Origin of the sequence: Pseudomonas sp. MWU318 (assembly GCF_016756945.1) — a bacterium.
Taxonomy (GTDB): Bacteria; Pseudomonadota; Gammaproteobacteria; order Pseudomonadales; family Pseudomonadaceae; genus Aquipseudomonas; species Aquipseudomonas putida_A.
Map to the genome: position 1 here is coordinate 313,633 of NZ_JAESJL010000003.1, position 19,311 is coordinate 332,943.

Consider the following 19,311-nt stretch of genomic DNA (forward strand, 5'->3'; position numbering starts at 1 on the left):
CCGTAGCGGTCGCTGTGATATCGTAGCCCATCTTTTTTGCGGGCGAATTCACCCTGGGGAGGGGGTTTCGCCACGTATGTCACCCACGAAATGAAAGGCAGACCTATGCAGCGGCTGTATCGGAAACGCATCGTTCTGGGCGTCGGCGGCGGCATTGCGGCCTACAAGAGCGCCGATCTGGTTCGTCGCCTGATCGACCAGGGCGCCGAAGTGCGCGTGGTCATGACCCATGGCGGCGCCGAATTCATCACCCCGCTGACCATGCAGGCCCTGTCCGGGCACCCGGTTCACCTCGACTTGCTCGACCCGGCCGCCGAAGCGGCCATGGGCCACATCGAGCTGGCGAAGTGGGCCGACCTGGTATTGATCGCCCCGGCCACCGCCGACTTGATCGCCCGTCTGGCCCAAGGCATCGCCAACGATTTGCTGACCACTTTGGTTCTTGCTACCGACGCCGTGGTGGCGGTCGCGCCGGCGATGAACCAGGCCATGTGGCGCGACCCGGCGACCCAGGCCAACCTGCAACTCCTTGAAAGCCGTGGCCTGAAGACCTTCGGCCCGGCCTCCGGCAGCCAGGCCTGCGGCGACGTCGGCATGGGCCGGATGATGGAAGCCACCGATCTGGCGCAGTGCGCGGCGGATTGCTTCCAGCGTCAGGCACTGACCGGAAAGCACGTGGTGATCACCGCCGGCCCGACTCAGGAAAACATCGACCCGGTGCGCTACATCACCAACCACAGCTCCGGGAAAATGGGCTTCGCTCTGGCCGAAGCCGCGGTGGAAGCCGGCGCCCGCGTGACCCTGATCAGCGGCCCGGTGCACCTGCCGACGCCGGATCGCGTCACGCGCATCGATGTGGTCAGTGCTCGCGACATGCTCGCGGCCTGCGAATCGGCCATCCCGTGTGATGTGTTCATCGCCTCGGCAGCGGTGGCGGACTACCGTCCGGAAGTGGTTGCCCCGCAAAAACTCAAGAAAGACCCTACAAGCGGCGACGGCTTCGTCCTGCAAATGGTGCGCAACCCGGACATCCTGGCCACCATCGCGACCCGCCCCGACCGTCCGTTCAGTGTCGGCTTCGCCGCCGAGACCGAACATTTGCTCGACTACGCTGCACGCAAGCTGAAAGACAAGAATCTCGACCTGATCGTCGCCAACGACGTCGCCAACCCGAGCATCGGTTTCAACAGCGAAGAAAACGCCTGCAGCGTGATCGACCGTGAGCTTCACGCCACTGTTTTCGCCCAGACCAGCAAGAGCAAGATCGCTCGCCAACTGGTCACTTTTATCGCCGAACGTCTGAACCAGGTTTAATTCACATGCACGCTTTGCAAGCCAAGATCCTCGACCCACGCATCGGTAGCGAATTCCCGCTGCCGCAATACGCCACCCCGGGCTCCGCCGGCCTCGACCTGCGCGCCATGCTGGAACAGGACATCGTGATCAAGCCGGGTGAAACCGTGCTGATCCCAACCGGTCTGTCGGTCTACATCGGCGACCCGAACCTCGCCGCGCTGATCCTGCCGCGCTCGGGCATGGGCCATAAACACGGCATCGTGCTGGGCAACCTCGTTGGCCTGATCGACTCGGATTATCAGGGCCCGTTGATGGTGTCCTGCTGGAACCGTGGTCAGAGCGACTTCACCATGACCGTCGGCGAGCGTCTGGCGCAACTGGTGCTGGTTCCGGTGGTGCAGGCGCATTTCGAAATGGTTGAAGAGTTCGTCGAAACCGAGCGCGGCGCGGGTGGCTTTGGCCATACCGGCACTAAATAACCGGATAACCGGATAACGCCTCCTGTAGGAGCTGCCGAAGGCTGCGATCTTTTGACTTTGTTTTTCAAGAGCAAGATCAAAAGATCGCAGCCTTCGGCAGCTCCTACAGGGAAAAGTTGTGCGATTCGAGCAGCAGGTTTTAACACCGAAAATCAAGGTTTTGCCGGCCACAAGCCACGCCAGCCGAGGCGTCATGGCCCTTTCACACCACGAACTCTCTGTGGAAAACGCCGTCATACCCTTCAGTTTGAGCCTGCCGTCGAGTGAATCGTCGGTGTGTCCCGCCACTTTCGAGATGGAGCATTTGTGCAGATGAGCACCCCCGCCAAGATCGCCCCGAAGCTTCCTGACAGCATCTTCCGCGCCTATGACATTCGCGGCACCGTGCCGGAATTCCTCAATGCCGAAACCGCCTACTGGATCGGCCGCGCCATCGGCTCGCAGAGCCTGGCCCAAGGCGAACCGAACGTTTCCGTCGGTCGCGACGGCCGCCTGTCCGGCCCGGAGCTGGTTGCAGAACTGATCCGCGGTATCGCCGAAAGCGGCTGTCACGTCAGCGACGTCGGCCTGGTCCCGACGCCTGCGCTGTATTACGCGGCGAACATATTGGCCGGCAAATCCGGGGTAATGCTCACCGGCAGCCATAACCCGTCGAACTACAACGGTTTCAAGATCGTGATCGCTGGCGACACCCTCGCCAACGAACAGATTCAGGTGCTGCACGAGCGCATCAAAACCAATGACCTGACCAGCGGTCAGGGCAGCGTGACCCAGGTCGAAATCCTTGACCGCTACACCACCGAAATCGTCAAGGACGTCAAACTGGCCCGACGCCTGAAAGTCGTGGTCGACTGCGGCAACGGCGCGGCCGGCGTGATTGCCCCGCAACTGATCGAAGCGCTGAACTGCGAAGTCATTCCGCTGTTCTGCGACGTCGACGGCAACTTCCCCAACCATCACCCGGATCCGGGCAAGCCCGAGAACCTCGTCGACCTGATCGCCAAGGTCAAGGAAACCAACGCCGACATCGGCCTGGCCTTCGACGGCGATGGCGACCGCGTCGGCGTGGTGACCAACACCGGCAGCATCGTCTACCCCGACCGTCTGCTGATGCTATTCGCCCGCGACGTGGTGGCGCGCAACCCGGACGCGGAAATCATCTTCGACGTAAAATGCACCCGCCGCCTGGTGCCACTGATCAAGGAGTACGGTGGTCGCCCGCTAATGTGGAAGACTGGCCATTCGTTGATCAAAAAGAAAATGAAACAATCCGGTGCTCTATTGGCCGGTGAGATGAGCGGGCACATCTTCTTCAAGGAGCGCTGGTTCGGTTTCGACGATGGCATCTACAGCGCCGCACGGCTGCTGGAGATCCTCAGCAAGGAAAAATCCACCGCCGAAGAGCTGTTTGCGACCTTCCCGAACGATATTTCTACGCCGGAAATCAATATCCATGTGACCGAAGAGAGCAAATTCAGCATCATTGATGCACTGCACGACGCACAGTGGGGCCCAGGCGCCGACCTGACCACCATCGACGGCGTGCGAGTCGATTACGCCAAAGGCTGGGGCCTGGTGCGCGCCTCCAACACCACACCGGTGCTGGTGCTGCGTTTCGAGGCCGATGACGAGGCAGAACTTGCGCGTATCAAGGCTGTGTTCCACGCCCAACTGAAACGCGTTGCACCTGATCTCCAACTACCGTTCTGATTCACCCGGAGCCCTGAATGACCCTCGAACGCGAAGCCGCCGCCCACACCGCCCAGGTCCTGTCCGAAGCGTTGCCTTACATCCGACGTTATGTCGGCAAGACCCTGGTGATCAAATACGGCGGCAACGCGATGGAAAGCGAGGAGCTGAAAACCGGCTTCGCCCGCGACATCGTTTTGATGAAAGCCGTGGGCATCAACCCGGTGGTGGTTCACGGTGGCGGCCCGCAGATCGGTGATCTGCTCAAGCGCCTGTCGATCGAAAGCCACTTCGTCGATGGCATGCGCGTCACCGACGCCGCGACCATGGACGTGGTGGAAATGGTCCTCGGCGGTCAGGTCAACAAAAGCATCGTCAACCTGATCAACCGTCACGGCGGGAGCGCCATCGGCCTGACCGGTAAAGATGCAGGGCTGATTCGTGCGAAGAAACTGACCGTCACCCGCCAGACCCCGGAGATGACGCAGCCGGAAATCATCGACATCGGTCAAGTGGGCGAAGTGGTCGGGATCAACACCGAGCTGCTGAACCTGCTGGTCAAAGGCAACTTCATCCCGGTGATCGCGCCAATCGGCGTGGGTGAGAACGGCGAGTCGTACAACATCAACGCCGACCTGGTGGCCGGTAAAGTCGCCGAAGCGCTGAAAGCCGAGAAGCTGATGCTGCTGACTAACATCGCCGGCCTGATGGACAAGTCGGGCACCGTGTTGACCGGTCTGAGCACCCAGCAGGTCGACGACCTGATCGCCGACGGCACCATTTACGGCGGCATGCTGCCGAAGATCCGCTGCGCACTGGAAGCGGTTCAGGGCGGTGTTGGCAGCTCGCTGATCATCGACGGCCGCGTACCGAACGCGATTCTGCTGGAAATCTTCACCGACACCGGTGTGGGCACGCTGATCAGCAATCGCAAGCGTCACTGATCGCTGAAACGCAAAAGATCGCAGCCTGCGGCAGCTCCTGCAAAAGCAAATTTCGTGTGTATGAAATTTCTGTAGGAGCTGATGAAGTCTGCGATCTTTTTTATGCCTGCAAGAAGCGTCTGACTCCACTCAGCGAAACGTCCGACATCTCCTCAGAACAAATCGCCCTAGGATCTTCCCTGAACCCACAGGAGATCTTCCCCATGCAAAAAGACCGCGTACCGTACGGCAGCGATGTTTCCGCAGGCACCTATGAATGTGCAGACTGCGGACGCGAGTATTCCAATCAGTCGAAAACTTCACTGCCGCCCTGCCCTGACTACAAACCCAGCACCCACGTGCTCAATGGCTGGAACATCCTGACGGCCCAGGGCGACGCTGCTGCCGATCCGTATCCGGGCCAATCTTCCAAATAAACAAGGGAGACGAGCCATGCAGATATCTTTCAATATCGACGCGGACGCTTTCGAGCAGGAACAAAAGGAACCGGTCAAAAAAACCTTGCGCATCGGCGACGCGGAAATCGCTCATGCGCTGCAGCGCATCGCCAAAGCGAGCCTGACCGAATACCTGAAAATGCTGGTCGAGGGCGGAATGCCCAGCCGGGCCGATGAAGCCAAGCAGGATCGCCTGCTGTACCTGATTCAAAGCTACTTCGGACAGACTCTACCGACGGAATCGCAAATCTCGACGATCTTCCAGCTGACTCAAAGCCAAAGCAAAACCCTGCTGAAAAACACCGTGTCGCGCTTTCGCAATCAGCTCGATGACATCCTGCAGCACAGCATGCGGGCGGTCGTGGCGTCTGCTGAATATGCGCAAACCGTGTATCTGGTGGTCATCAGCTCGGACGTGATTCGTGATGAGCTGAACATGCTGATCACCCAGAATGAGCCAACCTTCAAACCCATCACCAAACGCAAAGGCAGCGCGGGGCAGTTCGAGATCAGCGAAGACTCTCACGATTTGCTGTGCGCAACGCTGGGCCTCAATGCCGTTCAGTGACATCGTCGCGGTCAGCGGCTTGCTGCTGACCTTGACCACTTTTCTGTTCAACCTGGCCTGGCCGAAGCTGACCGAAGCAATGGCGCAGGATGAATATCAGTCAGGTCTTCAGGCCAGAAAGCGCAGCAGGGAAAAGGTCATAGGGACGTTGCTGGGCTGTGCATTGCCGCTGACGTGCGCCTTTGCCGCGCTGTTTTACGTCAACCTGCCCGCCGCCGTGCGCATTATTCAAAGCAGCAGACTGGCGCTGTGGGACTTCGATGTTGATCACACGTTATATGTAATGGTGGTGGTGGCATTGCTGGCCTTTACGCTGATTAACGCAAGATTGACTTTAAAATTGCTTGGAAAATGGCGAAACCTGCACTAACTGCAAACAAAAAGACCCCGTCCAGCCTGACTGGACGAGGTCTTTTTTTGCCTGCGATCTCTGTAGGAGCTGCCGAAGGCTGCGATCTTTTGACGTTTGCTTTCAAAAACAAGATCAACAGATCGTAGCCTGCGGCAGCTCCTACAGAGGGAGATGCAGTTACACGCCGAACTGGGCGCGATACGCTTCCACGGCGGGCAGATGCTGCTTGAGCTGCGGATCGTCGGCGAGGAATTCCAGCACCTGGTTCAGCGAAACGATGCTGATCACCGGAATACCGAAATCACGCTCGACTTCCTGGATTGCCGACAATTCGCCGTTGCCACGCTCCTGACGGTTCAGGGCGATCAGCACGCCGGCGGCCTTGGCGCCCTCCTGGGAGGCGATGATCTGCATTACTTCGCGGATCGCGGTGCCGGCGGTGATCACGTCGTCGATGATCAGCACTTCGCCGGTCAGCGGTGCGCCGACCAGGCTACCTCCTTCGCCGTGAGCCTTGGCTTCCTTGCGGTTGAAACACCACGGCAGGTCGCGGTCGTGATGCTCGGCCAGCGCGACAGCGGTGGTGGCTGCCAGCGGGATGCCTTTGTAGGCCGGGCCAAACAGCACGTCGAACGGAATGCCGCTTTCGGCAATGGCTGCCGCGTAGAAACGCCCCAGCTGCGCCAGGGCCGAACCGGAGTTGAACAGGCCGGCATTAAAGAAGTAAGGACTGGTGCGCCCGGACTTCAGGGTGAACTCACCGAAGCGCAAAACGCCGCGATCGATGGCAAAACGAATGAAATCGCGCTGATACGCTTGCATGAAAAAAACCCCAAATACCACGGATTTAGCTAATTAGCTTGACGCCGTGTATCATACACGCACGCGATTTTTGGGGCCATTTATGCGGATCATCAGTGTGAACGTCAATGGTATTCAGGCTGCAGTCGAGCGTGGTTTGCTCAGTTGGCTGCAAGCACAGAATGCCGACGTCATCTGCCTGCAGGACACCCGTGCCTCCGCCTTTGAACTGGATGACCCAGCCTTCCAACTGGATGGCTACTTCCTTTATGCCTGCGATGCTGAAGTCCCTGCCCAAGGTGGCGTGGCTTTGTATTCGCGGTTGCAACCGAAGGCTGTCATCAGCGGTCTCGGTTTTGAGACGGCCGACCGCTACGGGCGCTACCTGCAAGCAGATTTCGACAAAGTCAGTATTGCCACCTTGCTGCTTCCTTCGGGGATGAACGGCGATGAGGACTTGAACCAGAAGTTCAAGCTCATGGACGACTTCGGCAAGTACCTGGACAAGCAGCGGCGTAAACGTCGCGAGTACATTTATTGTGGTTCGCTGTACGTTGCGCAGCAGAAGCTCGACATCAAGAACTGGCGCGACAGCCAGCAATCCCCGGGCTTCCTGGCGCCAGAACGCGCCTGGATGGACGAGATTGTCGGCAACATGGGCTACGTCGATGCCCTGCGCGAAGTCAGCCGCGAAGGCGACCAGTACAGCTGGTGGCCGGACAACGAACAGGCCGAGATGCTGAATCTGGGCTGGCGCTTCGACTACCAGTTGCTGACCCCAGGCCTGCGCCGCTTCGTACGCAGCGCACGCCTGCCGCGGCAGCCACGGTTCTCGCAGCACGCGCCGCTGATCGTCGACTACGACTGGACGCTGACCATCTAAGCGTCGATCCGTCGTTAGAAAATGCCCGTATCGCGAGATACGGGTATTTTTTATGCCGCGCCTGAAGCAGTCCTGACCTCAGACGGCGACAAAAAACGGCAAGGCCAGGTAAAGCTTTATGACGATCACGTTGATGATGTCGATGAAGAATGCACCGACCATCGGCACCACCAGAAACGCAATCTGCGAAGGCCCGAAACGCTGCGTCACCGCCTGCATGTTGGCAATGGCCGTTGGCGTTGCGCCCAGGCCAAAACCGCAATGCCCCGCCGCCAGGACCGCCGCGTCGTAGTTACTGCCCATCACTCTGAATGTCACAAAAATCGCAAACAGCGCCATGACCAACGTTTGCGCAGCCAGGATGATGAATATCGGCAGTGCCAATGCCGCCAGATCCCAGAGTTTGAGAGACATCAAGGCAATTGCCAGAAACAGCGACAGGCTGACATTGCCCAGCACCGACACTTCACGCTCGAATACCTGATACAGGCCCAGCGCCGATAGTCCGTTACGTAGCACCACCCCCACAAACAAAACGCAGACAAATGTCGGCAACTCGAATGCGGTTCCGTGCAGAAAGCCATTCAGAAGATTACCAGCCAATAAACTGACCGCAATCAATGCCAGTGTCTCGATAAACGAAAAGGGCGTGATCGAACGCTCCTTGTTCGGCTGCTCAAAACCCTTTGGCATCCGTGGCGTTTGTTGAGGCTGGCAACCGGGCACCGCAACGCGCTTGATGAGCAGGCGAGCCACCGGCCCACCAATCAAACCGCCCAGGACCAGGCCGAAGGTTGCCGAGGCGATTGCAAGCTCGGAGGCCGAAGCGAGGCCGTACTTTTCACTGAATACCGTGCCCCACGCCGCCCCCGTACCGTGACCGCCCGCAAGCGTTATTGAACCCGTCAGGAGCCCCATCAACGGATCAAGACCCAACGTTGTGGCAAGGCCAATGCCCAACGCGTTCTGAACCAACAAAAGTCCGGTAACCGCCAGTAGAAATATGCCGACTACGCGACCACCCTTCTTCAGGCTGGCAAAGTCTGCGCTCAAACCGATTGTGGCAAAGAACGCCAACATCAACGGCGTCTGCAGTGAAGTATCAAATCTGATTTCTATATCAAAAATTCGCAACATCAATAAACCCAGCGCAACCACCAGTCCACCAGCGACGGGTTCAGGGATATTGTAATTACGCAGAAAACCGACTCGTGCAATAAGTCCGCGCCCCAGTAATAGCACCAGAGAGGCGGCCACGAGCGTTCCATAAAAATCGAGCTGGATCATTGGGGATATTCTTGGCTATTTATTCATCAGGCGCACTTTTTACCCGCGCACACCCATTGAATCGGCTGATTGTCTCAACACTGATTGATTTGGAATTCAAGGGCCTTCGATGGCTTGAATATATCGAGATATTTCTGAAGCAACGTTGCGCGGAGCAACCTTAACAATCGACAAGTCCTGTTGCCAAGGACTGAGATCGCGTTAAAGCGTTGCAGTTGTGACTAAAAGTGTAGGCGTTAAATATATAAAAAATATCCACTACCGCTTGTCGCAGATAGAACTGTTCCTACACGAAAGAGTAATTATTCGAGTTGCAAAAACACAAATGCCCTGACAAGTCAGGGCATTTGCATTAAAACTTTGCGAGACACGGAGGCTTTGCATTGATCTTTATTTGATCAGTCGCCAAGTGAATGGATAACGGTAGGGAAAGCCTTCGTTCGCCTTCACCCCGGCAATGATCGTCAACACCAGCGCCCCGATGGCCAGCAGGCCCAACAGGAAGAAGCCAATGATCAACACCATCAGCAGCAGACAGATCGCGGCAGCAATCGCCACGGTGATCTGAAAATTCAGCGCCTCCTTGCCCTGAGCGTCAATGAACGGATCGGTTTCGCGCTTCATCTGCCACAGGATCAGCGGCCCGATCAGGTTGCCGAACGGAATCCAGATCCCCAGCAAGGCGGACAAGTGACAAAACATCGCCCATTGGCGAACCTCCTGGCTCGGCTTGGGCAGCAACTCTTGCTCATCACTCATCACGTCCTCCTTGCGGGTTGCGAACCTGCTCAGTCGGCCAGTGCAGCCTTTTGCAGTTCGAAGATTTCGTTCATGCCTTTCTTCGCCAGTTCCAGCATGGCGTTCAGATCTTCAGGCTGGAACGGCGCGCCTTCGGCGGTACCCTGGACTTCGATGAAGCCACCGGTGCTGGTCATCACCACGTTGAGGTCGGTCTCGGCGGCGGAATCTTCAAGATAGTCCAGATCCAGCACCGGCTCACCCTGATACATGCCGACCGACACCGCGCCGATCATTTGCTTGAGCGGGTCGCCGCCTTTCAGGCCGCCGCGCTTCTTGATCACTTTCAGTGCATCGACCAGGGCCACCATGGCGCCGGTGATGGAGGCGGTGCGGGTGCCGCCGTCAGCCTGGATCACGTCGCAGTCGACGTACAGGGTCACGTCGCCCAGCTTGGACATGTCCAGCGCAGCGCGCAGCGAACGGCCGATCAGGCGCTGGATTTCCAGGGTGCGGCCGCCCTGCTTGCCACGGCTCGCTTCACGCTGGTTACGCTCGCCGGTCGCGCGCGGCAGCATGCCGTATTCGGCAGTCAACCAGCCCTGGCCTTGGCCTTTGAGGAAGCGCGGCACGCCGTTTTCGACGCTGACGGTGCAGATGACCTTGGTATCACCGAATTCGACCAGTACGGATCCCTCGGCGTGTTTGGTGTAGTTGCGGGTAATGCGGATCGAGCGAAGCTGATCGGCAGCGCGACCACTTGGACGTTTCATAGGGAGTACCTGTACTGGGGACGGAAAACTGCCGAGCATTATAGAGCGCTGCACCGCGCCTGGGCACGGGTTAAAAATTCCAACCGTCGACCCAGGGCCCTGAAACACGCATAACCGATGGCCTGCAGCCCTTTGTCACACCGTGTGTTTGGGCGCATCCGCCGCACTGCGCTACAATCCTGCGCCTTTGCTGCCAGTCGGCTTAAATTCATTGATATCGAGCCTGCGGAACATCCCTTCTGCGCCGATCTGCATTGCGAGGTCACCGCCATGGTGCACAGCATGACCGCCTTCGCCCGCGTCGAGAAAGCCGGCGTCCAGGGCACCCTGAGCTGGGAGCTGCGCTCGGTCAACAGCCGCTATCTGGAACCGCACCTGCGCCTGCCGGAGTCGTTCCGCGACCTCGAAGGCGCCGTGCGTGAAGCCCTGCGCCAAGGCCTTTCACGGGGCAAACTGGAATGCACCCTGCGTTTCACTGAAGAAAGCACCGGCAAGCCGTTGCAGGTCGATCGCGAGCGCGCCGCGCAACTGGTCGCCGCCGCCGAAACCGTTGCCGGCCTGATCAAGAACCCGGCGGCGCTGAACCCGCTGGAAGTGCTGGCCTGGCCCGGCGTGCTGGTGGCCGACGCCACTGATCCACAAGCGCTGAACGCCGAGGCGCTGGCCCTGTTCAATCAAGGTCTCAAGGAACTCAAGGCCGGCCGCGAGCGCGAAGGCGCGGAGCTGGCACGCCTGATCAACGAGCGCCTGACCTCCATTGAAGAGGACGTCGTGACGTTGCGTGAGCTGGTTCCGCAGATGCTCGCCACCCAACGTCAGAAAGTCCTCGATCGCTTCACCGACATGAAGGCCGAACTGGATCCGCAGCGCCTGGAACAGGAAATGGTCATGCTCGCGCAAAAGAGCGATGTGGCCGAAGAACTGGATCGCTTGAGCACCCACATCATCGAAGTTCGCCGGGTGCTCAAGTCCGGCGGTGCCGCCGGCCGGCGCCTGGACTTCCTGATGCAGGAGCTCAACCGCGAAGCCAACACACTGGGCTCCAAGGCCTTCGACCCGCGCAGCACCCAGGCCGCCGTCAACCTCAAGGTGTTGATCGAGCAGATGCGCGAACAAGTGCAGAATATTGAGTAAGGCAACAGACATGACCCACAGCACCGGCACCCTGTACATCATTTCCGCCCCATCGGGCGCAGGCAAGAGCAGCCTGGTCAAGGCTTTGACCGATGCCAATCCGGAGATCCGCGTCTCGATCTCCCATACCACCCGCGCCATGCGTCCGGGTGAAGTGGACGGCGTGAACTATCACTTCGTGACCCGCGAAGAGTTCGTGAAGATGGGCGAGCACGGCGATTTCCTCGAGCGCGCCGAAGTCTTCGGCAACTTCTATGGCACCTCGCAAAGCCGCCTGCAGCAGACGCTGGACGAAGGTCACGACCTGATTCTGGAAATCGACTGGCAAGGCGCCGAACAAGTGCGCAAGCTGATGCCGCAGGCACGCTCGATCTTCATCCTGCCGCCGTCGTTGCAGGCCTTGCACCAGCGCCTGACCAACCGTGGCCAGGACAGTGACGAGATCATTGACGGGCGGATGCGCGAAGCTGTCAGCGAGATGAGCCACTATGTCGAGTACGACTATCTGATCATCAATGACGATTTCGCCCATGCACTGGACGATCTGAAGGCGATTTTCCGCGCCAATCAGCTGCAACAGAAACGCCAGCAGGTACGTTTCGGCAAATTACTGGCCGAACTGCTCGGTTAATCAGCACTTCCCAAAACCGCTGCAAGCGCTTTACATTGGTGCTTGCAGCGCGTTGAAGGGTCTGGTCAAAAAATCAGCGCTTCCCTAATCGCTGGTGATTTTTTAAACTGCTCAGTCCGCTCGCCCAACCGGGCAGCGCGCATATTGCATTCGCTCCGAGGAATACCATGGCCCGCGTAACCGTTGAAGACTGCCTAGAACACGTGGAAAACCGCTTTGAGCTGGTCATGCTCTCTACCAAGCGTGCCCGTCAACTGGCCACCGGCGGCAAAGAGCCACTGGTCCAGTGGGAAAACGACAAGCCGACCGTTGTCGCCCTGCGTGAAATCGCAGAAGGCCTGATGAGCTACGAGTTCATCGCCGAGCAGGAAATCGTCCACGAAGACCCGGTCTTCGCTGCGTTTGAGGACGAGTCCAACGAGGCCGTCTAAGCCTATGCCTGGTCGACGTAGCACGGCGCGGGAACACAGCCTACGGCAGGAGTCATCATGCCGAGCATAGACGCCCTCGCCGATCGCTTATCGACCTACCTCGGCAACGACCAGGTCAACCTGGTCCGCCGAGCGTATTTCTACGCCGAACAAGCCCATGACGGTCAGCGCCGTCGCAGCGGCGAGGCGTACGTCACGCATCCTCTTGCGGTGGCGAATATTCTTGCCGACATGCACATGGACCATCAGAGCCTGATGGCCGCGATGCTGCATGACGTGATCGAAGACACCGGTATCGCCAAAGAAGCGCTGCAAGCGCAGTTCGGTGAAACCGTGGCCGAACTGGTCGACGGGGTCAGCAAACTGACCCAGATGAACTTCGAGACCAAGGCCGAGGCCCAGGCCGAAAACTTCCAGAAGATGGCCATGGCCATGGCGCGCGACATTCGTGTGATCCTGGTCAAACTCGCCGACCGCCTGCACAACATGCGCACGCTGGAAGTGCTGTCCGGGGAAAAACGCCGCCGGATCGCCAAGGAAACCCTCGAAATCTACGCGCCCATCGCCAACCGGCTGGGCATGCACGCCATTCGTATCGAATTCGAAGACCTCGGCTTCAAAGCCATGCACCCGATGCGTTCCGCGCGGATCTACCAGGCGGTCAAGCGCGCCCGGGGCAATCGCAAGGAAATCGTCAACAAGATCGAAGAGTCCCTCGGCCATTGCCTCGCGATCGACGGCATCCAGGGCGAAGTCAGCGGTCGCCAGAAACACCTCTACGGCATCTACAAGAAAATGCGCGGCAAGCGTCGGGCCTTCAACGAGATCATGGACGTCTATGCGTTCCGGATCATCGTCGACAAGGTCGATACCTGCTACCGCGTGCTGGGTGCTGTGCATAATTTGTACAAACCGTTGCCGGGACGCTTCAAGGATTACATCGCGATTCCCAAGGCCAACGGCTATCAGTCGCTGCACACCACGCTGTTCGGCATGCACGGCGTACCGATCGAGATCCAGATCCGCACCCGCGAAATGGAAGAGATGGCCAACAACGGCATTGCCGCACACTGGCTGTACAAATCCAGCGGTGACGAGCAGCCCAAAGGCACTCACGCTCGTGCCCGCCAGTGGGTCAAAGGCGTGCTGGAAATGCAGCAACGTGCCGGCAACTCGCTTGAATTCATCGAGAGCGTGAAGATCGACCTGTTCCCGGACGAGGTCTACGTGTTCACGCCCAAAGGCCGGATCATGGAGCTGCCCAAAGGCTCCACGGCGGTCGACTTTGCCTACGCGGTGCACACCGACGTCGGCAACAGCTGCATCGCCTGCCGGATCAACCGCCGTCTCGCACCGCTGTCCGAACCGCTGCAAAGCGGCTCCACGGTCGAGATCGTCAGCGCGCCAGGCGCGCGGCCGAATCCGGCGTGGCTCAACTTCGTGGTCACCGGCAAGGCACGTACGCACATCCGCCATGCACTGAAACTGCAACGTCGCTCCGAGTCCATCAGCCTCGGCGAACGCCTGCTGAACAAGGTGCTCAACGGTTTCGACAGCTCACTGGAGAAGATCCCGGCCGAGCGCGTCAAGGCGATGCTCACCGAATACCGCCTCGAACTGATCGAAGATTTGCTCGAAGACATTGGTCTGGGCAACCGCATGGCCTATGTCGTGGCGCGCCGCCTGCTCGGCGAAGGCGAGCAGCTGCCGAGCCCGGAAGGCCCGCTGGCGATTCGCGGTACAGAAGGCCTGGTGCTCAGTTACGCCAAGTGCTGCACGCCGATCCCCGGTGACCCGATTGTCGGGCACCTGTCGGCGGGCAAAGGCATGGTCGTGCACCTGGACAACTGCCGCAACATCAGCGAAATCCGGCACAACCCGGAAAAATGCATCCAGCTCTCGTGGGCCAAGGATGTCACCGGCGAATTCAACGTCGAGCTGCGCGTCGAGCTGGAACACCAGCGCGGCCTGATCGCCCTGCTGGCCAGCAGCGTCAACGCGGCCGACGGCAATATCGAGAAAATCAGCATGGACGAGCGCGATGGCCGCATCAGCGTCGTCCAACTGGTGGTCAGCGTCCACGACCGTGTGCACCTGGCCCGCGTGATCAAGAAACTGCGCGCCCTGACCGGGGTCATCCGCATCACCCGCATGCGTGCCTAATTCACACCTAACAAGGAGTCATACATGACCAAGACCGTTATCACCAGCGACAAGGCCCCAGCTGCCATCGGCACCTACTCCCAGGCGATCAAGGCCGGCAATACCGTCTACATGTCGGGCCAGATTCCTCTGGACCCAAAGACCATGGAACTGGTTGAAGGCTTCGAAGCACAGACCGTCCAGGTGTTCGAGAACCTCAAAGCCGTGGCTGAAGCCGCTGGCGGTTCGTTCAAGGACATCGTCAAGCTGAACATCTTCCTCACCGACCTCAGCCACTTCGCCAAGGTCAACGAGATCATGGGCAAGTACTTCGACCAGCCGTACCCGGCTCGCGCCGCCATCGGCGTTGCTGCCCTGCCGAAGGGTTCGCAAGTCGAAATGGATGCCATCCTGGTCATCGAGTAATGCGCACGGCGCAGCCTTCAAACGCTGCGCCGACTGCTCTGCGGTAAAGAAAAGGTTTTGAAAGGATTCCACCATGCGCAAAGCGCTTGCTCTCTCGCTGCTCGCCATTTTCCTCGGCGGCTGTGCCAGCGACCCCGCCGACCGTGACATCAGCGGCACCTGGATCAACCAGGTGGCGATCGATGCTGCTGCCAAGGGCGGCCCCCTGCGCGAAGCGCTTCAGGCCTATGGCCCGAACCTGGAGTGGGACGTCAACACCAAGGCCGGTCAGGCCCGCTACACCAACGGCTTCGAGAACGTCGAAGGACGGCTGCAGGGCGAACAGTCCGGCGCCTGGAAAGTCGACTTCTATGGCAGCTCCGGCAGTGAGCTGAGACGTGACGGCGGCCGGATGAAACAAGCCGCCACCGAGAACGAACCCGACCAGCTGTTCGACCGCGCACAAATCCCCGTGCCGGAAGGCGCACCAATCGGCGCCAGCTTCGAACGCGCGCTGTATTCGGCCTATCTGGGCGGCAGCTGGAAGATTGCCAGCGGCGACGGCGAAGGCAACACCGTGCAGTTCCAGGCCGATGGCCAAGTGTCCGGTCTGCCCGGTGCCGACCGCTATGCCCTGTGCCTGGCAGGCGACTGCGCCTCGATGAACAGCGACCACGACAGCATGTGGCTGCAACTCAACGGCCAGGGCAACAACTGGATCTTTGCCCGCAAAGGCAAGGTGCTGGAGATCTTCCAGGCGGTGAACAGCGCACTGGCGGATGAAATGCCGCAGTTCACCCCGGGTGAGCGCAAGTGGTTGCTTGAAAAGCAATAACCACACCTGAGAACAATATATAACCCTGTGGGAGCGGGCTTGCCCGCGATGAGGCCATCAGACTCAACACCTTAGTTGACTGCCAGGCCGCCATCGCGGGCAAGCCCGCTCCCACAGTGGTTTGTGGCGTTAGAAAGTCAGCACTTACCTTCAAGAATCGCCGCATAGCCTTCGCGATAACTCGGATACGTCGGCGTCCAGCCCAGCGCCTTCGCCCGGGCATTGCTGCAGCGCTTGCTGCCGGTGCGGCGTACGCTGGCGTCTTCCGCCCAATCGGTGACCCCCAGATACTCGCGCAACCAGGCGACCACTTCGGCCAGCGGCGCCGGCGCATCGTCCACCCCGATATAAACATCCTGCAACGGCTTGCCCTGATGAGCCGCGTTCAGCAGAAACGCCATCAGCCCCGCCGCGTCATCAGCATGGATGCGATTGCCGTACAGCGGCGGCTCGACCGCCACCCGATAACCGCTACGCACTTGAGTCAGCAGCCACTCACGTCCCGGGCCGTAGATACCGGTCAGGCGCACAATGCTCGCCGGGATGCCGCTGTTCAGCGCCACTTGCTCAGCCTCAAGCATCACGCGCCCGGAATAGCCGCTGGCGACGGTCGCTGAATGTTCGTCGACCCACTCCCCCTCCTGCTGCCCGTACACACTGCTGCTGGAAACGAACAGTAGCCGATCAGGCGTCTGCCCGTAGTCGTCCAGCCAACTCAGTACATTCTGCAAACCCTGCACGTAAGCCGCACGATAACCGGTTTCATCGTGATCGGTGGCCGCCGCGCAATACACCAGGTAATCCACCGCCCCGACCGGCCAGGTCTCCGGGCAATCTTCCTTGAACAGGTCTCCGGCGACGCCGATGACGCCATCCGGCAAACGCGAAACATCACGGCGCAGACCATGCACCTCCCAGCCGGCGGCCAACAATTGCGTAGCCAGACGACTGCCGACGTCACCGCAACCGGCAATCAAAACAGAAGGCGCGGACATCAAAAAACTCCCAAACGAAAGGAACAGATTAGCCCTCGCAAAGGACGAACGGCTAGCAATGAAGGAAAAAAAGAAACTCTATTACTTTTGTTAACAAGAATTACTTGCAATAATGCACCCCACTTTTGTTCTCGGCCTCACGAGGCCTGGAAGAGCATCACCGTTTTTCTACCTCAGGTCCGGCCAGCATGACACGTAATCAATTCCCCGCTTCGCCAACCACACGACCTCGCGCCTGGAGCGCGGTGGCGGCCCTGTTGCTCAGCCTGATGCTGGCACCGACCGCCTTCGCTGACGCCACTGCCCCCGCTGCCAGCCAATCGACCGCCACCGCTCCTCAGGACGTGCCGCGAAATGCTGATGGCAGCGTCGACACCTCTTCATTGCCCCCAGAAGTACAAGCGTCCCTGGCCAAGTTCGGTGAACTGGCAAAGCAGGTCGATCCGCAACAGCTGGAAGCCGACAACTCCCTGGGCATGGCCCACGACCTGTCGCCATGGGGCATGTACCAGAACGCCGACATCATCGTGAAAATCGTGATGATCGGTCTGGCCATCGCTTCCATCATCACCTGGACCATCTGGATCGCCAAAGGCTTCGAGCTGATGGGCGCCAAGCGTCGTCTGCGCGGTGAAATCGCTGCCCTGAAAAAAGCCGCGACCCTCAAGGAAGCCAGCGCCACTGCGGCAAAGGAAGGCACCCTCGCCAACCTGCTGGTGCACGACGCCCTCGAAGAGATGCGCCTGTCGGTCAACAGCCGCGAGAAAGAAGGCATCAAGGAGCGCGTCAGCTTCCGTCTTGAGCGTCTGGTCGCTGCCTGTGGCCGTAACATGAGCAGCGGCACCGGCGTTCTTGCCACCATCGGTTCCACCGCACCGTTCGTCGGCCTGTTCGGTACCGTGTGGGGCATCATGAACAGCTTCATCGGCATCGCCAAGACCCAGACCACCAACCTCGCCGTCGTGGCGCCGGGCATCGCCGAAGCGCTGCTGGCCACCGCGCTGGGGCTGGTTGCCGCGATTCCTGCGGTGGTGATCTACAACGTATTCGCCCGCTCTATCGCCGGCTACAAGGCGCAGGTGTCCGACGCTTCGGCGCAGGTCCTGTTGCTGGTCAGCCGTGACCTCGATCACCAGCCTGAGCGCAGCAGCTCGCAACCACACATGGTGAAAGTGGGGTAATCGGCCATGGGCCTGCATTTGAAAGAAGGCGCAGACGACGATCTGGCCGAGAACCACGAAATCAACGTCACGCCGTTCATCGACGTGATGCTGGTGCTGCTGATTATTTTCATGGTGGCCGCGCCGCTGGCTACCGTGGACATCAAAGTCGACCTGCCGGCCTCGACCGCCAAACCTGCGCCGCGCCCGGAGAAACCGGTGTTCCTCAGCGTCAAGGCTGATCAGCGCCTGTACATCGGCGACGACGAAGTCAATGCCGATACCCTTGGCGCCGTGCTCGACGCCAAGACCCAGGGCAAGAAAGACACCACCATCTTCTTCCAGGCCGACAAAGGCGTGGACTACGGCGACCTGATGAGCGTGATGGATAAGTTGCGCTCGGCCGGTTACCTGAAGGTCGGTCTGGTGGGCCTCGAGAGCGCAGCCAAGAAATGATCACGACGCGCCATAAGCTGACGCGTTACAGCGGTAGCCTGGCCGTGGTGCTGGGCGTTCACGCGCTGGCCATCGCGCTGGCGCTGAACTGGACCGCCCGCCCGCCCATCGAACTGCCGCCGCAGGCAATGATGGTCGAGCTGGCACCGGTTCCGACCCCGCCACCGCCTGCTCCGCCGAAAGTCGTCACACCGCCGCAGCCTCCGGCTCCGGTCGAAGAGTTGCCGATTCCGAAACTGGCTGAAGCACCCAAGGCCGAGATTGCCGTACCGAAGCCCAAACCCAAGCCAAAGCCGAAACCGCAGCCGCCCAAACCGGTCGAGAAAAAACCGGAGCCGGTGAAGGAAAAACCTTCCGAGGAAAAACCGGCGGAGACGCAGCCGACCCAGGCACCGACGGAGAAATCCGCCCAGCCGGCACCGGGACCGTCGCCCGCACAATTGGCCGCCAAGGCCAGCTGGCAAAACACCCTGCTCGCGCACTTGGGCAAGTACAAAAAGTACCCGCAAAGCGCACAGGCACGGGGCAAGGAAGGCCTGAACCGTCTGCGTTTCGTGGTGGATGCCGAAGGTAATGTGCTGTCGTTCGAACTGGTAGGCCGCTCCGGCAACGCCGATCTGGACCGGGCCACCCTGGAAATGATCCGCCGCGCGCAACCGCTGCCCAAGCCACCGGCCGACATGCTCAACAACGGCTCGATCGAAATTGTCGCGCCGTTTGTGTACTCGCTGGATAAACGTCGCTAACGCGATGCAAAACCTGTGGGAGCTGGCTTGCCAGCGATTGCAGTGTGTCAGACAAGGATTTATGAACTGACCCTCCGCTATCGCTGGCAAGCCAGCTCCCACAAGTTTCTGTGTCAGCCAGAAGAACCC

The 19,311-nt window shown here is 59.7% G+C and carries 21 protein-coding genes and 1 pseudogene; 17 read left to right on the forward strand and 5 right to left on the reverse strand.

The features are described from left to right. Nucleotides 1-105 precede the first annotated feature (105 nt). From coaBC to JN524_RS09545, 7 genes and pseudogenes are all read left to right on the forward strand, one after another. Complete coding sequence (gene coaBC, locus JN524_RS09515; protein WP_003229480.1) at nt 106-1,314, forward strand: bifunctional phosphopantothenoylcysteine decarboxylase/phosphopantothenate--cysteine ligase CoaBC; 1,209 nt, start codon at nt 106-108, stop codon at nt 1,312-1,314. A gap of 5 nt (nt 1,315-1,319) precedes the next feature. After that, nucleotides 1,320-1,775 (forward strand): dUTP diphosphatase, encoded by a 456-nt coding sequence (dut, locus tag JN524_RS09520; protein WP_123585864.1) that lies wholly within the window; start codon nt 1,320-1,322, stop codon nt 1,773-1,775. 333 nt (nt 1,776-2,108) lie between these two features. After that, nucleotides 2,109-3,485 (forward strand): annotated as a pseudogene (locus JN524_RS09525) (phosphomannomutase/phosphoglucomutase); the annotation flags it as partial. Between the two features lie 17 nt (nt 3,486-3,502). Beyond that, nucleotides 3,503-4,408 carry an acetylglutamate kinase gene (gene argB, locus JN524_RS09530; RefSeq protein WP_007962366.1) on the forward strand — a complete coding sequence of 302 codons (906 nt, stop codon included), beginning with the start codon at nt 3,503-3,505 and terminating at the stop codon, nt 4,406-4,408. A 203-nt stretch (nt 4,409-4,611) separates the two neighbouring features. Continuing rightward, a complete protein-coding gene (locus JN524_RS09535) occupies nt 4,612-4,824 on the forward strand; it encodes a hypothetical protein (protein WP_202369194.1) in 213 nt (70 codons plus the stop codon). 16 nt (nt 4,825-4,840) lie between these two features. Then, complete coding sequence (locus tag JN524_RS09540) at nt 4,841-5,413, forward strand: hypothetical protein (RefSeq protein ID WP_202369195.1); 573 nt, start codon at nt 4,841-4,843, stop codon at nt 5,411-5,413. Then, a complete protein-coding gene (locus JN524_RS09545) occupies nt 5,400-5,783 on the forward strand; it encodes a hypothetical protein (RefSeq protein WP_202369196.1) in 384 nt (127 codons plus the stop codon). Before JN524_RS09540 ends, JN524_RS09545 begins: the two co-directional genes overlap by 14 nt. A 159-nt stretch (nt 5,784-5,942) precedes the next feature. Here JN524_RS09545 and pyrE read toward each other — a convergent pair whose 3' ends face one another. Further along, on the reverse strand, nt 5,943-6,587 hold the full coding sequence (gene pyrE, locus JN524_RS09550) for an orotate phosphoribosyltransferase (protein WP_202369197.1): 645 nt from the start codon (nt 6,585-6,587) through the stop codon (nt 5,943-5,945). A gap of 82 nt (nt 6,588-6,669) precedes the next feature. Between pyrE and JN524_RS09555 the strand changes: the two genes are divergently transcribed. Continuing rightward, a complete protein-coding gene (locus tag JN524_RS09555) occupies nt 6,670-7,449 on the forward strand; it encodes an exodeoxyribonuclease III (protein ID WP_003229491.1) in 780 nt (259 codons plus the stop codon). 78 nt (nt 7,450-7,527) lie between these two features. Here the strand turns inward: JN524_RS09555 and gltS are convergent, their stop codons facing one another. The 3 genes from gltS to rph all read right to left on the reverse strand — a co-directional run bounded on the left by gltS (nt 7,528) and on the right by rph (nt 10,247). After that, the gene (gene gltS / locus JN524_RS09560; protein WP_202369198.1) at nt 7,528-8,736 is read right to left on the reverse strand and encodes a sodium/glutamate symporter; all 1,209 of its coding nucleotides are present in this window, start codon (nt 8,734-8,736) and stop codon (nt 7,528-7,530) included. A gap of 390 nt (nt 8,737-9,126) precedes the next feature. Then, nucleotides 9,127-9,495: a DUF4870 domain-containing protein gene (locus JN524_RS09565; protein ID WP_003229492.1), complete on the reverse strand. Its 369-nt coding sequence runs from the start codon at nt 9,493-9,495 to the stop codon at nt 9,127-9,129. A 29-nt stretch (nt 9,496-9,524) separates the two neighbouring features. Next, nucleotides 9,525-10,247 carry a ribonuclease PH gene (gene rph / locus JN524_RS09570; RefSeq protein ID WP_027610407.1) on the reverse strand — a complete coding sequence of 241 codons (723 nt, stop codon included), beginning with the start codon at nt 10,245-10,247 and terminating at the stop codon, nt 9,525-9,527. Between the two features lie 270 nt (nt 10,248-10,517). Here rph and JN524_RS09575 point away from each other — a divergent pair, with 270 nt between their 5' ends. From JN524_RS09575 to JN524_RS09600, 6 genes are all read left to right on the forward strand, one after another. Continuing rightward, entirely contained in the window at nt 10,518-11,381 is an 864-nt protein-coding gene (locus JN524_RS09575; protein ID WP_102356281.1) for a YicC/YloC family endoribonuclease, read from the forward strand. A 10-nt stretch (nt 11,382-11,391) separates the two neighbouring features. Further along, complete coding sequence (gene gmk, locus JN524_RS09580) at nt 11,392-12,012, forward strand: guanylate kinase (RefSeq protein ID WP_003229498.1); 621 nt, start codon at nt 11,392-11,394, stop codon at nt 12,010-12,012. Between the two features lie 167 nt (nt 12,013-12,179). Continuing rightward, nucleotides 12,180-12,443: a DNA-directed RNA polymerase subunit omega gene (gene rpoZ, locus JN524_RS09585; RefSeq protein WP_003229503.1), complete on the forward strand. Its 264-nt coding sequence runs from the start codon at nt 12,180-12,182 to the stop codon at nt 12,441-12,443. 57 nt (nt 12,444-12,500) lie between these two features. Next, the gene (spoT, locus tag JN524_RS09590) at nt 12,501-14,606 is read left to right on the forward strand and encodes a bifunctional GTP diphosphokinase/guanosine-3',5'-bis pyrophosphate 3'-pyrophosphohydrolase (protein ID WP_007920338.1); all 2,106 of its coding nucleotides are present in this window, start codon (nt 12,501-12,503) and stop codon (nt 14,604-14,606) included. A 24-nt stretch (nt 14,607-14,630) separates the two neighbouring features. Beyond that, the gene (locus JN524_RS09595) at nt 14,631-15,011 is read left to right on the forward strand and encodes a RidA family protein (RefSeq protein WP_003229509.1); all 381 of its coding nucleotides are present in this window, start codon (nt 14,631-14,633) and stop codon (nt 15,009-15,011) included. A 73-nt stretch (nt 15,012-15,084) separates the two neighbouring features. Beyond that, complete coding sequence (locus JN524_RS09600) at nt 15,085-15,825, forward strand: hypothetical protein (RefSeq protein ID WP_202369199.1); 741 nt, start codon at nt 15,085-15,087, stop codon at nt 15,823-15,825. A gap of 137 nt (nt 15,826-15,962) precedes the next feature. Here the strand turns inward: JN524_RS09600 and JN524_RS09605 are convergent, their stop codons facing one another. Continuing rightward, entirely contained in the window at nt 15,963-16,820 is an 858-nt protein-coding gene (locus JN524_RS09605) for an SDR family oxidoreductase (RefSeq protein WP_202369200.1), read from the reverse strand. A 188-nt stretch (nt 16,821-17,008) separates the two neighbouring features. On the opposite strand from JN524_RS09605, the gene exbB reads away from it, so the two are divergent. The 3 genes from exbB to JN524_RS09620 are packed head-to-tail and all read left to right on the forward strand — an operon-like array spanning nt 17,009 to nt 19,182. Continuing rightward, on the forward strand, nt 17,009-18,001 hold the full coding sequence (gene exbB / locus JN524_RS09610; protein ID WP_202369201.1) for a tonB-system energizer ExbB: 993 nt from the start codon (nt 17,009-17,011) through the stop codon (nt 17,999-18,001). Nucleotides 18,002-18,007: 6 nt separating this feature from the next. Continuing rightward, nucleotides 18,008-18,436, forward strand: coding sequence for a TonB system transport protein ExbD (exbD, locus tag JN524_RS09615; RefSeq protein WP_007962355.1), 429 nt, complete (start codon nt 18,008-18,010; stop codon nt 18,434-18,436). After that, entirely contained in the window at nt 18,433-19,182 is a 750-nt protein-coding gene (locus JN524_RS09620) for an energy transducer TonB family protein (protein ID WP_097089485.1), read from the forward strand. Before exbD ends, JN524_RS09620 begins: the two co-directional genes overlap by 4 nt. The last annotated feature ends 129 nt before the right edge of the window (nt 19,183-19,311 follow it).

What these genes read in the sequence shown, in the direction of transcription:
- coaBC (WP_003229480.1), top strand. Translation starts at nt 106, where the DNA reads ATGCAGCGGCTGTATCGGAAACGCATCGTTCTGGGCGTCGGCGGCGGC.
- dut (WP_123585864.1), top strand. Translation starts at nt 1,320, where the DNA reads ATGCACGCTTTGCAAGCCAAGATCCTCGACCCACGCATCGGTAGCGAA.
- argB (WP_007962366.1), top strand. Translation starts at nt 3,503, where the DNA reads ATGACCCTCGAACGCGAAGCCGCCGCCCACACCGCCCAGGTCCTGTCC.
- JN524_RS09535 (WP_202369194.1), top strand. Translation starts at nt 4,612, where the DNA reads ATGCAAAAAGACCGCGTACCGTACGGCAGCGATGTTTCCGCAGGCACC.
- JN524_RS09540 (WP_202369195.1), top strand. Translation starts at nt 4,841, where the DNA reads ATGCAGATATCTTTCAATATCGACGCGGACGCTTTCGAGCAGGAACAA.
- JN524_RS09545 (WP_202369196.1), top strand. Translation starts at nt 5,400, where the DNA reads ATGCCGTTCAGTGACATCGTCGCGGTCAGCGGCTTGCTGCTGACCTTG.
- pyrE (WP_202369197.1), bottom strand. Translation starts at nt 6,587, where the DNA reads ATGCAAGCGTATCAGCGCGATTTCATTCGTTTTGCCATCGATCGCGGC.
- JN524_RS09555 (WP_003229491.1), top strand. Translation starts at nt 6,670, where the DNA reads ATGCGGATCATCAGTGTGAACGTCAATGGTATTCAGGCTGCAGTCGAG.
- gltS (WP_202369198.1), bottom strand. Translation starts at nt 8,736, where the DNA reads ATGATCCAGCTCGATTTTTATGGAACGCTCGTGGCCGCCTCTCTGGTG.
- JN524_RS09565 (WP_003229492.1), bottom strand. Translation starts at nt 9,495, where the DNA reads ATGAGTGATGAGCAAGAGTTGCTGCCCAAGCCGAGCCAGGAGGTTCGC.
- rph (WP_027610407.1), bottom strand. Translation starts at nt 10,247, where the DNA reads ATGAAACGTCCAAGTGGTCGCGCTGCCGATCAGCTTCGCTCGATCCGC.
- JN524_RS09575 (WP_102356281.1), top strand. Translation starts at nt 10,518, where the DNA reads ATGGTGCACAGCATGACCGCCTTCGCCCGCGTCGAGAAAGCCGGCGTC.
- gmk (WP_003229498.1), top strand. Translation starts at nt 11,392, where the DNA reads ATGACCCACAGCACCGGCACCCTGTACATCATTTCCGCCCCATCGGGC.
- rpoZ (WP_003229503.1), top strand. Translation starts at nt 12,180, where the DNA reads ATGGCCCGCGTAACCGTTGAAGACTGCCTAGAACACGTGGAAAACCGC.
- spoT (WP_007920338.1), top strand. Translation starts at nt 12,501, where the DNA reads ATGCCGAGCATAGACGCCCTCGCCGATCGCTTATCGACCTACCTCGGC.
- JN524_RS09595 (WP_003229509.1), top strand. Translation starts at nt 14,631, where the DNA reads ATGACCAAGACCGTTATCACCAGCGACAAGGCCCCAGCTGCCATCGGC.
- JN524_RS09600 (WP_202369199.1), top strand. Translation starts at nt 15,085, where the DNA reads ATGCGCAAAGCGCTTGCTCTCTCGCTGCTCGCCATTTTCCTCGGCGGC.
- JN524_RS09605 (WP_202369200.1), bottom strand. Translation starts at nt 16,820, where the DNA reads ATGTCCGCGCCTTCTGTTTTGATTGCCGGTTGCGGTGACGTCGGCAGT.
- exbB (WP_202369201.1), top strand. Translation starts at nt 17,009, where the DNA reads ATGACACGTAATCAATTCCCCGCTTCGCCAACCACACGACCTCGCGCC.
- exbD (WP_007962355.1), top strand. Translation starts at nt 18,008, where the DNA reads ATGGGCCTGCATTTGAAAGAAGGCGCAGACGACGATCTGGCCGAGAAC.
- JN524_RS09620 (WP_097089485.1), top strand. Translation starts at nt 18,433, where the DNA reads ATGATCACGACGCGCCATAAGCTGACGCGTTACAGCGGTAGCCTGGCC.